Source organism: Comamonas humi (genome assembly GCF_054782535.1).
This window is the reverse complement of record NZ_BAAGSH010000003.1, coordinates 50,259-64,327: the sequence shown is the minus strand read 5'-3', so window position 1 is coordinate 64,327 and position 14,069 is coordinate 50,259. Positions and strand designations below refer to the sequence as shown.

Here is a 14,069-nt window from a genome sequence, read left to right as displayed (position 1 = left end):
GCGGGCGTCGTTCAATGGTAGGACCTGAGCTTCCCAAGCTCAAGACGTGGGTTCGATTCCCATCGCCCGCTCCAAGTAATTCGCCAGAGCCCCAGCGGCGCTCGCTGGCGCCGCACCGCTCCCCTCATCTCCCGTAAAGCCTGTGGGGCTGCCCCACGCCCAGGCCCGGCTTCGCGGCGCCCCGGTCCTGCTGGCGCTGGCCTTCCAGGTAGACCCAATCGACCAGGCCGTTGGCCGGCCGGTAGCCCGATACCAGCTTCAGCAGCAGGTCCCGGGTGGCCTGGATGTCGAACCGGGCCATGGCGGACTCCAGCACGCCCAGCTCCCGCACCAACTGCGGCCATGGCAGGAAGGACTCGTGGGCCTTCAGGATGCGGGGATGGCTGGTTGGCTGCGCGCCATCGCCGATCAGCAGTTCCTCGTACAGCTTCTCGCCCGGACGCAGGCCGGTAACGCGGATCTCGATGTCGCCATGGGGATTGCTCCTGTCGCGCACCCGCAGGCCCGACAGCTCCACCATGCGGCAGGCCAGGTCGTAGATGCGCACGGGCTCGCCCATGTCGAGCACGAACACGTCGCCGCCGCGGGCCATCGCCCCGGCCTGCATGACCAGTTGCGAGGCCTCGGGGATGGTCATGAAATACCGGGTGATGCCGGCATGCGTCAGCGTGATGGGGCCGTTGTGGGCGATCTGCTTGCGGAACAGCGGCACCACCGAGCCCGACGAGCCCAGCACATTGCCAAAGCGCACCATCGTGAAGCAGGTGTCCAGGTCGGCCCGGTTCGCCAGGGCCTGCAGCACCATTTCCGCCAGGCGCTTGCTGGCCCCCATCACATTGGTGGGCCGCACGGCCTTGTCGGTGCTGATGAGCACGAAGTTCTCCACGCCATGGGCGGCGGCCACGCGGGCGCAGATCCAGGTGCCCCAGACGTTGTTGCGCACCCCTTCGAGCATGTTGTGCTCCACCAGCGGCACGTGCTTGTAGGCCGCCGCATGGTAGACCGTGTGGGGGCTCCAGGTGGCGACGATTTCGGTCATCCGGCGTTCGTCCGTCACCGAGGCCAGCAAGGGCACCAGCTCCACCGCGGCCGATTCCCCCGAAGCCTCGGGGCGCGCCTGCAGCAGGGCCTGCAGCTCCTGCTGCACCTGGTAGAGCGAATACTCGCTCTGCTCCACCAGCAGCAGTCGGCGGGGGCCGCACTGCGCGATCTGGCGGCACAGCTCCTGGCCGATCGAGCCGCCGGCGCCCGTCACCATGACCACCTTGCCCCGCACATGGCGCTGCATCAGCTGCGCATCGGGCTCCACGGCGTCGCGGCCCAGCAGGTCCTCGACATCGATCTCGTGCAGGTCGCTCAGGTCCACCCGGCCGTTCGCCAGGTCCGCCACCCCCGGCAGCGTGCGCACATGCACCGGGAAGGAACGCAGGAAGTCGACGATCTCCAGCCGGCGCTTGCGGCCCAGCGAGGGAATGGCCAGCAGCACGTCCGAGACGGCATCGGTCTCCAGCAGGGCCGACAGGTTTGCCGGCGCATGCACGGGCACCATGTCCATCTGGCGGCCCTGCAGGTCGGGATCGTCATCGATGAAGCCCATCAGGCGGTGCTCGGAGGAATGGCGCAGCGCCGATGCCAGCTGCCGCCCGGCCGAGCCGGCGCCGAAGATCATGACGCCGGAGGCCTTGCGCCTGTCGAGGATGCTGCGGTACAGGTCACCCAGGGTGAAGCGCACCAGCACCCGGCTGGCCCCCACGCCCACCAGCATCAGCAGCGGCTGCAACACGCCGATGGCGCGCGGCACGCCGGCCACCCCCTGCCAGGTGAAGATGGCGACATACGGCAGCGTATAGACCGCCATGGCGCGGACCAGCGCCAGCATGACCTGCCAGCCCGCGTACCGGAAGACGCTGGCATACAAGCCATACCAGTAGAAGATGGGCACGGACAGCGCGACCGCCGCCGCGATTGCCTTCCAGTGCGCGGGCTGCAGCACGACCCAGCCCTCCAGGCGCAGGCACAGTGCCAGCCATACGGTGGCAATGCACATCAGGGTGTCGACGGCCAGCGCCAACAGCCGCTTGGCCGGGCGCGGCATGCGCACCAGGTGGTTGGCTAGCGAGTTGTCTTTCCACATTGCTTTTTCCTCCCTCTATTGCCGGTGAATCCGCCGCCCACCCAAGGCGGGAAGCAGCGAAGAAACGAACCGATTTCCGTGCGGCCGCCACCGTCGGTGGCTGGGTCCGGGCAACAGCCCTCCCTGGCCCGCGAACGGCCATGGAGCCCGCGTCTGCGCGCGGGGGCTGCGACAAAAATTCAGTGCTTGCGGCCGTCGCCGCCCTGTAGATGGGCGCGAAACCGCCTGCCGCGCCTCACGGGGCGGCAGCAGAACGTGGGCCTGGCGGAGTGCCGCCGGCCGTCACGGGGCAGCTATTCGCAGCTGCAGTCCTGCAGTACCGGTGCCGGTACCGACGCCATGCCCAGCACCTTGTCGAGTGCGCGGCAGGTTTGGTGGATTTCCTCGGCCGTGAGCGTGGGATGCACCAGCAGCATCAGGCTGGTCTCGCCCAGCTCGCGCGCCACGGGCAGGCGCTCAGCGGGGCGCCAGCCGGTGCCGTCGAAGGCCTTTTCCAGGTATACCTCGGAGCAGCTGCCCTGGTAGCAGGGCACGCCTTCGGCGACCATGGCCTCGACGATGCGGTCGCGGCTCCAGCCCGGCGCCAGGCACTCGGGCTTCACATACAGGTAGCACTTGTAGTGCGCATGCATGCTGCCGGTGGGCATGGCGGAGAAATCCGGCACGCGCACCGCCGCATGCGGCCTGCAGGTCGCCCAGATGACCTTGGCATTGGCCATGCGCCGCACCGTCCAGTCGACCATGCGGCGCAGCTGGATGCGGCCGATGGCGGCCTGCATCTCCAGCATGCGCCAGTTGGTGCCAAAGCTCTCGTGCAGCCAGCGGAAGCCCGGCGGATGCCGGCGCTGGTACACCGCCTCGTGGCTCTTGCCGTGGTCCTTGTACTCCCACATCGCGCGCCACAGGGCCTCGTCGTTGGTCGTGACCATGCCGCCCTCGCCGCCGGTGCTCATGATCTTGTCCTGGCAGAACGACCAGGCGCCGATGTGGCCGATGGCGCCGACGCTGCGGCCCTTGTAGCGCGCGCCATGCGCCTGCGCGCAGTCCTCGATCACCTTGAATCCATGGGTGTCGGCCAGCGCCATGATCGGGTCCATGTCGCAGGGCCAGCCGGCCAGGTGCACGCAGATGACGGCCCGCGTGCGCGGGCTGAGCACCCGGGCGATGGTGGCGGCCGACAGGTTGCCGCTGTCTGGCTCCACATCGGCGAACACCGGAATGGCCCCGGCGTTGACGACGCAGGAGATGCTGGCGATGAAGGTGCGCGGCGTGACGATGACCTCGTCGCCCGGGCCTATGCCCAGGGCCTTGAGCGCGACGTCCAGCGCCAGGGTACCGTTGGCCAGCGCCACGGCGTGCGGCACGCCCGCCCAGGCGGCGAACTCCTTCTCGAACTCGCGGCACTCGGTGCCGGTCCAGTAGTTCACCTGGTTCGACTGCAGGACGCGGCACACGGCCTCGGACTCTTCGGGAGTGAAGCTGGGCCAGGGGGAAAAGGGGGTATTGAGCATGGGATGAACACCTGAAAATGGGGATGAACCAAAGGGAAGGCCCATCAGGCCCCGGAACACGCGCTGGGCAGCGGCCGCGCGGGATTGCCGACCACGGTGGCGCCGGGCTCCACGCTCTTGGTGACCACCGCGCCCATGCCCACGACCGCGCCGCGGCCGATCACCAGCGGCTGGCCCGGCCGGCCCTGCTTGAGGATGGCGCCGGCGCCGATGTAGGCGTGGTCCTCGACCACCACGTTGCCGTTGCAGTGCACGCCCGGCGCGAAGGTGACGAAATCGCCGATCACGCAGTCGTGCTCCACATAGCTGTAGAGGTTGGCGTGGAAGTGGCGGCCGATGCGGATGTTGCTGGTCAGCGTGGCGAAGGGGCTGAGCACCGCGCCCTCGCCCAGCTGCACCTCGTCCATCCGCACCACGTTGGCGGCGGCCACGCTCCAGGCGCGCACGCCGTCCTGCCCGCAGCGCAGCGCCAGGCGCTCGCGCACCGCGCCGTTGGCGATGGCCAGCACCGCGTGCCGCGCTGCGGCCGGCTCGGCCAGGAACTGGGCGTAGCTCAGCAGCCGGTGGCCGTTTACCCGCTCCGCGCCCGGCGTGTCGTCGATGAAGACCAGGCGCTCGGCGGGCACGCCCGCCTGCGCGAGCTGCTCTCGTGCCAGCGGCATCACGCCGCGGCCGCAGCCGCTGGCGCCGTAGACGCCATACAGGTCATGTGGTGGCATTGGGACCTCCTGAAAGCTCATTTTTTGATAGCTGCCAGCGCTATCTGTGTCATGGTTATGAATCGTTTTGACATTGAAATCCCCGGTGAACAAGCGCAAGCCGCTATCATTTTTCACCGGTAAAGCGGGACATGGTCGCCTCGCCCGCCGCGCTGATGCCCTCGCGCACCAGCACCTTCTTCACCGTCAGCCACAGGATCCGGATATCCAGCCACAGCGTGCGGTGGTCCACGTACCAGACATCGAGCTGGAATTTCGCTTCCCAGCTGAGCGCGTTGCGCCCATTGACCTGCGCCCAGCCGGTGATGCCGGGGCGGACCTCGTGGCGGCGCGCCTGCTCGGGCGTGTAGAGCGGCAGGTATTCCATCAGCAGCGGGCGTGGGCCCACCAGGCTCATGTCGCCCTTGAGCACGTTCCACAGCTCGGGCAGCTCGTCCAGGCTGCTGGCGCGCAGGAAGCGGCCAAACGGCGTGAGCCGCTCGGCATCGGGCAGCAGCTGCCCGTCGGCGCCGCGGGCGTCCGTCATCGTGCGAAACTTGGCCATCTCGAAAGGCCGGCCCCGCAGGCCCGGGCGCTGCTGCCGAAACAGCACCGGGCTGCCCAGCCGACGGCGCACCAGCGCGGCCAGCACCAGCAGCGGAATCGCCAGCGCCAGCAAGGCCAGCGCGGACACGAGGATGTCGAACAGCCGCTTCATTTCGCGTCCACCCTGTCGCCCGCTTCCGCTGGCGCGCGGGCTGCCTCCGCCGCTTTCGGCGCCGCCGCCAGCACCCAGTCGCCCCACTGCGCGGCCAGGCCGGCGCGGCCAAACTCGCGTTGCGCCAGGGCCTGCGCCCGCCGGCCCATGGCCTGCAGGGCCGCGCGGTCGTCCGCCGCCTGCTCCAGCGCATCGGCAAAAGCCGCTGGGTTCTCGGGCGGCACGGCAAAGCCGCAGGCGTTGCGGCCGATCAGGTCGGCCAGCCAGCCCGGGTAGTTGTTCAGCACCGGCAGGCCGGCGGCGATGTAGTCGAAGAACTTGTTCGGCGAGGTGCCGTAGTAGAACGCAGGCACGTTGGCCAGCACCTGCAGCCCCAGGTCCGCGCGCGCCATCAGGCCCGCCAGGCGCGCCTTGCCCACGGGCTCGTGGAAGACCACCTGCTCCAGACCTTCGCGCCGGGCGCGCTGCTGCAGCGCCGATTTGAGCTTGCCCTGGCCGATCAGCAGCAGCTTGATGTCGCGGCGCCCGCGGCGCTGCAGCTCGGCCGCCGCGTCGAGCACGGCATCCAGCCCGTTGGCCATGCCGTGCGTGCCGGCGAACACCGCCAGCAGGTCGCCGTCCCGGATGCCTTCGGGCTGCCACGGCTCCACGGACTGGCCGAAGATGTCCAGGTCGCAGCCATTGGGCACCAGCGCGATGCGGTCGCGGGGCACGCCGCGCCGCTCGATGCCTTCGACGATGCCGGGCGACAGGCCGATCAGCCGCTGCGCCGAGCGGTAGCTCGCCCATTCCAGCAGGGACATGGCGCCCAGCACCAGCGGATTGCGGATGACGCCCATGGCCTTGGGCAGCTCGGGCCAGAGATCGCGTACCTCGAACACGAAGGGCTTGCGCCGCAGCCAGCGCGCGGCGATGCCGGGGATGCCTGCCGTCAGCGGCGTCGTCGTCGCAAAGACCACGTCGCAGGGCGCAGTCAAGGCCACGCCCACGCTGCGCAGCGCGAACTTGGCGAACAGCAGCGTGCGCTTCACGAAGCCATCGCGGTTGGAATAGGCCAGGTCGAACTCGACGACGTCGATGCCGTCGACCTGCCCGCAGCGCCGGCCCCGCTGGAACGGCCCCGACAGCCCGGTCTCGCCGCCGCCGTAGCTGCCGCAGACCATGGTGACCTGGTGCCCCCGCGCGACCAGGTGGCGCGCCATCTCGTACGAGCGGATGCCGACCGCCCCCTTGGGCGTCGAGAAATGCTGGTGAAAATAAAGAACCCTCATACGCTCCTTCCAAAAACGTGCACTACAGCCGGCTACTTGACCAGGCTGGCATGGAACATGAAGCGGTTCAGGTCCCGCGTGCGCTGAGGGACGGCACTGGACAGCTCTTCGTAGTACCGCTCGACAAACGCCTTGCTCTCCGCATCCTGGCTGTTGACGAGGGTGAACAGTGCTTTGCCGATGCCTGCAAGTTCACCCGACATGCCGGACCAAGCGAGGTAGCCCCCCACAGGGATGGCACTCGACAGGCCGAATGGCGGATAGCCTGTATTGCATTTCGCGCCGTCCTGGTAGCCAACCCGGTACCAGCCATTCGCGCCGCTCCAGAAGTTCTTGAACAACGGCCGCTGCTGGTCCTGGTTCCACAGCTTCGTCGTCAGCTGATGGGCATAAGCCGTTGCCACCTCGTTGCCGATAGCCTCTTGCGCCAGCACGCCATACACGGCCGCAAAGCGGCTGCCGTAGTTGCGCATCGCGTCGAAGAGCGGCACCAGGCGCCGGGCGTGGCTGATGTCCCAGCCCACGCTGTCCACGGGACTCGGCTTCACCGGCGGGGCCTCCCGGTCCTCGCCTGCATCCGCCCGGGCCAGCTTGCTCTGCGACGAGATGCTGGGCATATCGGCACCGGTGCACTGGCCGGACGGCGGCGTACGGCCTTCATAGCCTGCGTAGCGGGTATCGCTTCGGGCCCGCCAGAAGCCCCGGTCGATTTCCGCGACCTTCCTGTGTGTCTTCGCGTCTTCGCCGATGTACGTCCTGCTCTTGAACAAGGCAGCCAACTGTCGCGCCAGTTGCCGCATGTCCGCATCCACCGAGGAAGCCGTGCCGGCTTCCTTCGTACCGGCAAGATTGGCGAGCATGACGAGCATCCAGACCTCGTGGTCACGCAAGATGCTTTTGTTCGGACTCCCCTTGACGTCGCTGCTGCTGATCTTGGTGATTTTCTGCAGGTTGTTGGTGTAACTTTTGTCTTTGCTGTAGTCGCCTAGCTTGTCAAAGGCGGTCTGCGTGCTCTTGTCGATAAACGCCTGCACCGGACCGGATGATGGCTTTGCCTCTCCACTGGACAAGGCCGCGGCCACCGTTGTCGACAGCCCCAGGAATTGGAGGCTGGTCAACTCCACCTCTTTGCCCCGCAAGCCATTCTTGGCGTTGCAGCGAGTTCCCCCTTTGCAGATCCAGCGCTGTCCACGCTTGCCGGGGCTGCTGCTCAGTGCATCAAAAACAGGAAGCAGCGTCTGTGCGATATCTGTCAGCGTTTCCTGGTCCTTGCACCGCTGGCTCATGGCGACAAAGTTGTACAGATAGACCTCTATGTCGTACAGCGGATAGACATCCCCTTCGCCCAGCATCAATCGGTTGATCTGGTTGGTGCCAATTTCTTTCTTGACGGTATTTTTCCACTGCGTTTTTACCCGCCCGTGCAATTCACCATTGCATGAAAAATCGGCAGGATCCGTCTGAGCCATGGCAAAGCCACAGAAAAAAATAATATTTACACAAAGAAAAGACTTCAATAATTTCATGAAATGCAACCCTTTAATATAAAAATATCACCCATGCATATCAGAATATGATCCATTTACCCTCCTCACACTTCCCAAAGGATTCATCAATACTTTTTCTGAGCCGCCCTTCCACAGCAGCGCCAATGCCAGCAGGATGAACAATCCATGGGTCACCACGGCCACCACCAGGGAGGTTTCAATCAAGGTCCAGAACAAAGGGACGGAAAGACAGGTGAAAAATACCCGCTCGCGGGGTCCGAGCCGTGCCGCGCCATTGATGATGGTCAGTGCCACAAAGACCATCGCTCCAGCAATCACCACGGCGATGGGACCCGCATTGCCAAATGCATCCACCGCGAAATTCACGTTCGCCGATGTCCACATGTTTCCCAAATAGTAGTCACCGATCTGAAAGGCAGCCGGCGTCTGGCTTTCCTTGGAGAAGAAATTCCCCAGCAATCCACCCGCAAAAAATGCGTGCGGCTTTCCCGAAAAATAGTCCACCCACCATCCGGAAAGTATTCCAGGAACAATGAATGCCCGGCGTACAAAAACATCGACCAGCACGGTCACCGAGAAGAAATAGAACATGCACCAGGAAAACCCCACGAAGGCGGACGCATACCCGAGCCATCCACGAAAGGAGATATTTCTTTTCAGCAGAAAATAAACTACAAAGATCAAGGCGGCGCTGAAGACAAAGCTCTTGTGCGCCGACACGGAAAACACCAGCAGCTGGCACAACAGTCCTAGCCATACGTACGTTCTCTTTCCAAAGCAAAGGCCATAGGCGATCGCCGCAGGAAAAATCACTTTTGCCGCCCAGAAAAGCACGTAGGTCGCCAGCCCCTGCCCTCCCGACTCTCGGAAGTTGGCCCGGATTTCGTAGGTATCCACGAAAATGGAAAAACTCAGCAGCTCATCGATATTGAATTTATAAGACCCGAAAATCACGGCCATGGCGACCAAGCCCAGCAGCATGACCACCACGGAGAACGATTTTCTGGTCAGGAGTCTCATGCTTTTTTCCACATAGACGATTTTGACCTTGCCTGCCAATGCCAGGATGGCGTTGGCCAGGATCACAATTGCCCCGGCCTTGAAAACAATATCAATAGGCACACCCAACTGGGGAACCAGCACCGTCGTTGGCGCAGTCACCATCAAGTAGTAGGTCCAGCACAGAAAATCCGAAGGGTTTTTCAGATTTTCACTGAAATAGAGCGGTAGAAAAACGGCCACCGCCGCAGGCAGGTAGGCCATGAAGCTCGATGCGTCATGGGAGCTGAACCAATAGTCATAATAAACAACCACATAGCCATTGAAAACCAGGCTCAGCAGTGCCATGAAAATGGCGCAGAGCGGCAATATCTTGATGCGATTCATTTATCTGGATGGGGAAACGATGGAGAAGATAATATTTTCGCAAGCATCCCAATTCCTGCCCCAGACTTGCCTCGTTGTATGCCCATTACCATTTTCCGCATGCGCAGCCATCTTTTCTAGCGCGGCGAAAATACCTTGTGCATCCATTCCATCGTCTGCCAGAACCACCCCCTCGGCCTGGTTCTCCAGCTCTTCCGCCATCGTTGGGTTGTTTCCCGCAATGATCCGCGTCCCCATGCCCATGGCGTGGTAGAGGCGGTTGGGTTCGCAGTAGATCTGGTTGGCCGAAGTCTGCTGGTAGCAGATGACGGTGCAGCATGCGCGCCTGAGCAGCCAGCTGATTTCCGGCAGGCTCAGCGAGCCGGCAAAAATGCAGAACTGATCGATGCCGCCGACCTTCGATTCCAGCGCTGCCTTTTGCGCCGCAGTGACATTGCCGGCGTGGATGATCTTCAGTCCCGCTTGCTTGACGGCGGCAAAAATGGACGGGCCGCAGCGGTTCTCGGCCAGGCTGTTCTGCAGAAAGACGAATTTCTCTTTCTCGACCATGCCGGCCAGGGCATCAATGGCTTTCTCGCTCGAAAGATCGCTCACCTTGGGGTAGTTGTTGATGATTTCCGCGCGCCGCGCCCTGGCACCGATTTTTTCTTCCAGATAGTTCCGCCGGCTCTGGTTGGCATGGACCACGATATCGGCGGCCTGATAGGCCTTCACGAAGAGATTGGTCATTGCGCCGCCGCGCAGCACCCAGGTGGGCGGCAGCTCGTGGTGGTCCCACAGCACATCGCCACAGCCGCATTTCTTCAGCCCGATCACCAAGGGAAAGAGAATGGGGTCGGCCACCCAGTGCAGGGTCTTGCCGCTGGTGGCGGCCGACGCGCGACGGGCATACCGCAGGGCAAAGAAGCTGAAGCGCAATGCGGCGGCGGCCCGCAAGGCCAGATGGGCCGGCGCGGACTTCTCCAGCCCCCGGTACTGGATGATCCGGGCACCGGCATATTCGGCGGGCGCCACGTCGTCGCAAAACACCACGGCTTCGACCTCGGCGCCGGTCTTCACCAGCGATTCGATTTCCTTCTTGGCACGGTTGTCGCGCGCGAAGGAAATCGTCTTCAGGTAGAGGACGACCTTCTGGTACCGGGGCTGGCTACTTGTCGGAGAGCGCATGTCTGATCAGAACCATGTGGACGAGATAAAGGGCTGCCGAGCCGAAGGAGTAGACGGCGAGCGTCAGGCGGAATGCCTGCGCCGGCTCCAGCGCCAGCAGCAGCGGGCCCGCGACCGAGCCGAGCACGAGAGCCAACCGGGCGGCATCCCAGGCGAGCTGCCAGCCCGAGCGGGCGAGCACGTTCAGCAACTGCGAGAACGGCGTCGTCGAGACCTGCAAGGCGAGCAGCGGGATGAGCAGCAGCACGATGTCGCTGGCGCCGTCCCAGCCCGGCCCGAACAGCAGGTGCGAGAACCGCTCCATGCCCAGCCACAGCAGGCCGAAGAACAGCAGGCCCAGCGGCAGCAGCAGCAGGAAGACCCGCAGCACCTCGGAGCGCAGCGCGCTCTTGCGGTGCGGCAGGTGCCGGCCGATGTCGCCCAGCAGGGCCACCGAGATGGACTGGGCGATCAGCGTGATCGGTGTGGCGACCATCTTGTGCACCAGGAAATACACGCCGACCTGCTGGGCCGGGTAGCTGGCCGACAGCAGGATCGGGTACAGGTTCAGCGCCGCCGAGTTGAGCAGCAGCGCCGGAAATCCATACTTCACCAGTTCGAGGTGGCCCTTGAACACCTGCACGAAGCCTTGCCAATCGCCTCGCTGGCCGCCCTGGTGCGATCTGCCGCTGCTGCGCCGTATGGCCAGGCTGCCGAGCACGCGGCCGATAAGCTCGCCGACGAACAGGAAGACCGCCTTGCCGAAGAACACGAGCGCCAGCTGCGCCGCAATGGCGGAGCCGCTGCGCAGCAGGCGGGCGGCGGCCATGGCCGAGAACCTGCGCTGCTTCGACAGGAAGATGGCATGCACGTTGAAGCTGGCAAAGCTGGTGGCCGCCAGGCAGATCAGCACCGCCCCCACGGCCACGCCCGGCGCGCCGGCCGGCGGCGGAAAACACAGTTGCACCAGGCACGCCGCCGCCAGCACCAACGGCACCGTGAGCTTGAGCATCTGCGCCAGGGCCGGCAGGATGCGGTTGGCGCATTCCTCTTCGCCGTACCTCGACACCAGCACATCGAGCCGCAGGTAGCAGACCGTAGACAGGATGGACGAGACTGAGAAGTAATAGGCGAAGAGCGAAAAGGCCTCGGGGGCGTACAGGCGCGTCAGCACCGGCACGGCGAGCGCGGTCAGCAGCTGCGCGCCGACCACGCCCCCGGCGACCTTTCCTGCGGCGGCAAAAAGGCTCAAGCGGGCGACCTCGTCCAGATGCCGCGCGTGTCGACAATGCGGCCCGACGGCGGCGGGGCGGCCTTGAACACCCGGTGGTCCACCAGCAGCACATGGATGTCGGCGAGCGCGTAGGCGGTCTCGGCGGAAACCTGCTTCAGCCCCCCGCGCGCCTGCTCGGACAGGGTCTCGACATGGGGCTCGACGGCCAGCGTCTGCCCCGGGTACAGCGCGGCCAGGTGGTGCGCGATCTCCAGCGCCGGGCTCTCGCGCAGGTCGTCGATGTCGGGCTTGAAGGCCAGGCCGTAGCACGCGATCTTGACGTCCCTGGCGGTCATGCCGACCTGGCTGCGCAGGTGCTCCTCCACCGCGAGCTTGACCTTATCGATGACCCAGTGGGGCTTGCCGTCGTTGACGTCGCGGGCGCTGCGGATGAGGCGGGCCTGCTCGGGCGCGGCGCTGACGATGAACCAGGGATCGACCGCGATGCAGTGGCCGCCCACGCCGGGGCCGGGCTGCAGGATGTTGACGCGCGGATGCCGGTTGGCGAGCCGGATCAGCTCCCACACGTCGATGCCGAGCCGGTCGCAGATGACCGACAGCTCGTTGGCGAAGGCGATGTTCACGTCGCGGAAGCTGTTCTCGGTGAGCTTGCACATCTCGGCCGCCCGTGCATGGGTGATGACGCACTCGCCCTGCACAAAGACCTGGTAGAGCGCGGCGGCGGCGGCCGAGCAGCGCGGCGTCATGCCGCCGATCACGCGGTCGTTGTGCACCAGTTCGCGCAGCACCTGGCCGGGCAGCACCCGCTCGGGGCAGTGCGCCACGCGGATGTCGGAGGCCTCGCCGTGCGTCTGCGGAAAGCTCAGGTCAGGCCGCTCCTGCGCCAGCCACGCCGCCATCTGCTCGGTGGCGCCCACCGGCGAGGTGGATTCGAGGATGACCAGGTCGCCCTTCTTCAGCACCGGCGCGATCGAGCGGCTGGCGGACTCGATGTAGCCCATGTCCGGCTCGTGATCGCCCGTGGGGCCGCTCTTGAATGGGGTGGGCACGGCGATCAGGAAGGCATCGGCGGGCTCGGGCGTGGTCGTGGCGCGCAGGTAGCCTTCGGTGACCGCGGCGTGCACGGCCGTGTCGAGCGCGGGCTCCACGATGTGGATCCGGCCCTGGTTGATGGTGTCCACCGCTTGCTGGTTGACGTCGACACCGATGACCTGGATCTGGTGCGATGCAAAGACGGCGGCCGTGGGCAGGCCGATGTAGCCGAGGCCGATGACGGAGATGTTCTTGAATTTCATGCGTTGACGGTGGAAGTGGTCGAAACGGATTGCAGGGCTTCGGCGATGCGCTGGCATGCCAGGCCGTCGCCATAGGGGTTGTGCGCGCGGGCCATGGCGCGGTAGGCGCCGGCGTCGGTCAGCAGCGCGTGGGCCTGGCCCACGATGCGCTCCACGTCGGTGCCCACGAGCCTGACGGTGCCGGCGGCCACGGCCTCAGGGCGCTCGGTGGTGTCGCGCATCACCAGCACCGGCTTGCCCAGCGACGGGGCCTCTTCCTGGATGCCGCCGGAGTCGGTCAGGATCAGGCTGCTGCGGTCCATCAGGTAGACGAAGGGCAGGTAGTCCAGCGGCTCGATGAGGTGGACGTTGCCGATGTGGCCCAGCAGGCGGCGCACCGGCTCCTGCACCTGGGGGTTCAGGTGCACGGGGTAGACCACGTCCACATCGGGGTGCTGGCCGGCGATGCGCGCCAGCGCCTCGCAGATGCGCTCGAAGCCGGCGCCGAAGTTCTCGCGGCGGTGGCCCGTCACCAGCACGATGCGCCGGGCCGGGTCGAGAAAGCCGAAGCGCTCGCCAAAGCCCTGGCGCAGCGGCTCGTCGCCGCGGATGCGATCACGCACCTGCAGCAGCGCATCGATCACCGTGTTGCCAGTGACGTGGATGCTGGCAGGCGCCACGCCTTCGGCCAGCAGGTTGTTGCGCGATGCCTCGGTGGGCGCGAAGTGCCAGCGCGCCAGCGTGCCGGTGAGCTTGCGGTTGGCCTCTTCGGGCCAGGGCGAATACAGGTTGCCGGTACGCAGGCCGGCCTCGACGTGGCCGACCGGAATGCGCTGGTAGAAGGCCGCCAGCGACGCCGCCAGCGTGGTGGAGGTGTCGCCGTGCACCAGCACCGCATCGGGCCGCCACTGCGCCAGGATCCCGCGCATGCCCTGGAGCACGCCGGCGGTGATGTCGGTCAGGTCCTGGCCGGGCTTCATCAGGTCGAGATCGAACTCGGGCTCGATCTCGAACAGGCTGAGCACCTGGTCCAGCATCTGGCGGTGCTGCGCGGTGACGCAGACACGGGCGTCGAAGCCCGGCGCGGCCTGCAGGTGCTTGACCAGCGGCGCCATCTTGATGGCCTCGGGCCGGGTACCGAATACGAGCAGTGTTTTCATCTTGAACCTCGCTAGGTAGGCATCAAAAT

General features: G+C 65.5%; 11 protein-coding genes and 1 tRNA gene. 1 reads left to right on the top strand and 11 read right to left on the bottom strand.

Annotated elements, in window-relative coordinates; translation table 11 throughout:
• Positions 1-74: transfer RNA gene (locus tag ACYVKR_RS02630), tRNA-Gly, on the top strand.
• A gap of 50 nt (positions 75-124) precedes the next feature.
• Here the strand turns inward: ACYVKR_RS02630 and ACYVKR_RS02625 are convergent.
• The 11 genes from ACYVKR_RS02625 to wecB form a co-directional block, all read right to left on the bottom strand.
• Positions 125-2,134, bottom strand: a complete 2,010-nt coding sequence (locus tag ACYVKR_RS02625; protein ID WP_460479196.1) for a polysaccharide biosynthesis protein — start codon at positions 2,132-2,134, stop codon at positions 125-127.
• Between the two features lie 293 nt (positions 2,135-2,427).
• Complete coding sequence (locus ACYVKR_RS02620; RefSeq protein WP_460479195.1) at positions 2,428-3,645, bottom strand: DegT/DnrJ/EryC1/StrS family aminotransferase; 1,218 nt, start codon at positions 3,643-3,645, stop codon at positions 2,428-2,430.
• A gap of 44 nt (positions 3,646-3,689) precedes the next feature.
• Entirely contained in the window at positions 3,690-4,364 is a 675-nt protein-coding gene (locus ACYVKR_RS02615; protein WP_460479194.1) for an acetyltransferase, read from the bottom strand.
• A 106-nt stretch (positions 4,365-4,470) separates the two neighbouring features.
• Positions 4,471-5,061, bottom strand: coding sequence for a sugar transferase (locus ACYVKR_RS02610; RefSeq protein ID WP_460479193.1), 591 nt, complete (start codon positions 5,059-5,061; stop codon positions 4,471-4,473).
• Positions 5,058-6,332, bottom strand: coding sequence for a glycosyltransferase family 4 protein (locus tag ACYVKR_RS02605; protein ID WP_460479192.1), 1,275 nt, complete (start codon positions 6,330-6,332; stop codon positions 5,058-5,060). The genes ACYVKR_RS02610 and ACYVKR_RS02605 overlap by 4 nt, the downstream gene beginning before the upstream one ends.
• Before the next feature lie 32 nt (positions 6,333-6,364).
• A complete protein-coding gene (locus tag ACYVKR_RS02600; protein WP_460479190.1) occupies positions 6,365-7,858 on the bottom strand; it encodes a hypothetical protein in 1,494 nt (497 codons plus the stop codon).
• Between the two features lie 27 nt (positions 7,859-7,885).
• Positions 7,886-9,226, bottom strand: a complete 1,341-nt coding sequence (locus ACYVKR_RS02595) for a hypothetical protein (protein WP_460479189.1) — start codon at positions 9,224-9,226, stop codon at positions 7,886-7,888.
• Positions 9,227-10,393, bottom strand: coding sequence for a glycosyltransferase family protein (locus ACYVKR_RS02590; protein WP_460479188.1), 1,167 nt, complete (start codon positions 10,391-10,393; stop codon positions 9,227-9,229).
• Positions 10,374-11,624 carry a lipopolysaccharide biosynthesis protein gene (locus tag ACYVKR_RS02585; protein WP_460479187.1) on the bottom strand — a complete coding sequence of 417 codons (1,251 nt, stop codon included), beginning with the start codon at positions 11,622-11,624 and terminating at the stop codon, positions 10,374-10,376. Before ACYVKR_RS02585 ends, ACYVKR_RS02590 begins: the two co-directional genes overlap by 20 nt.
• Positions 11,621-12,901, bottom strand: coding sequence for a nucleotide sugar dehydrogenase (wecC, locus tag ACYVKR_RS02580; RefSeq protein WP_460479185.1), 1,281 nt, complete (start codon positions 12,899-12,901; stop codon positions 11,621-11,623). The genes ACYVKR_RS02585 and wecC overlap by 4 nt, the downstream gene beginning before the upstream one ends.
• Positions 12,898-14,040, bottom strand: a complete 1,143-nt coding sequence (wecB, locus tag ACYVKR_RS02575; RefSeq protein ID WP_460479184.1) for a non-hydrolyzing UDP-N-acetylglucosamine 2-epimerase — start codon at positions 14,038-14,040, stop codon at positions 12,898-12,900. The genes wecC and wecB overlap by 4 nt, the downstream gene beginning before the upstream one ends.
• Between the last annotated feature and the right edge of the window lie 29 nt (positions 14,041-14,069).